Source organism: Bradyrhizobium cosmicum, assembly GCF_032290525.1.
Classification (GTDB): Bacteria; Pseudomonadota; Alphaproteobacteria; order Rhizobiales; family Xanthobacteraceae; genus Bradyrhizobium; species Bradyrhizobium cosmicum_A.
On the sequence record NZ_JASXTA010000531.1, the window covers coordinates 1 to 242 of the forward strand.

General features: G+C 60.7%; 1 pseudogene. It reads right to left on the reverse strand.

What is annotated here, in order from left to right:
- Nucleotides 1–242, reverse strand: a pseudogene (locus QSV46_RS40830) (adenylate cyclase); the annotation flags it as partial.

The window sequence follows — 242 nt, forward strand, 5'->3', positions numbered from 1 at the left end:
GTCCACAATTGCTCGCCGGTTTCGGGCGCGATCAGCTCGGCGGTGACACGAACTTTGTTGGCGGCACGCCGGACCGAGCCCTGGATCAGGTAGGTGGCATCGATCTCGCGTGCGATCAGGCGCGTGCTCACATTCTTGCCCTTGAACGAGAACGTCGAGTTCCGGCCCAGCACCCGATAGAACGATTGCAGTGATAGCGCGTGGATCAGGTCCTCGGTCAGCCCGTCGGAAAAATACTCGTC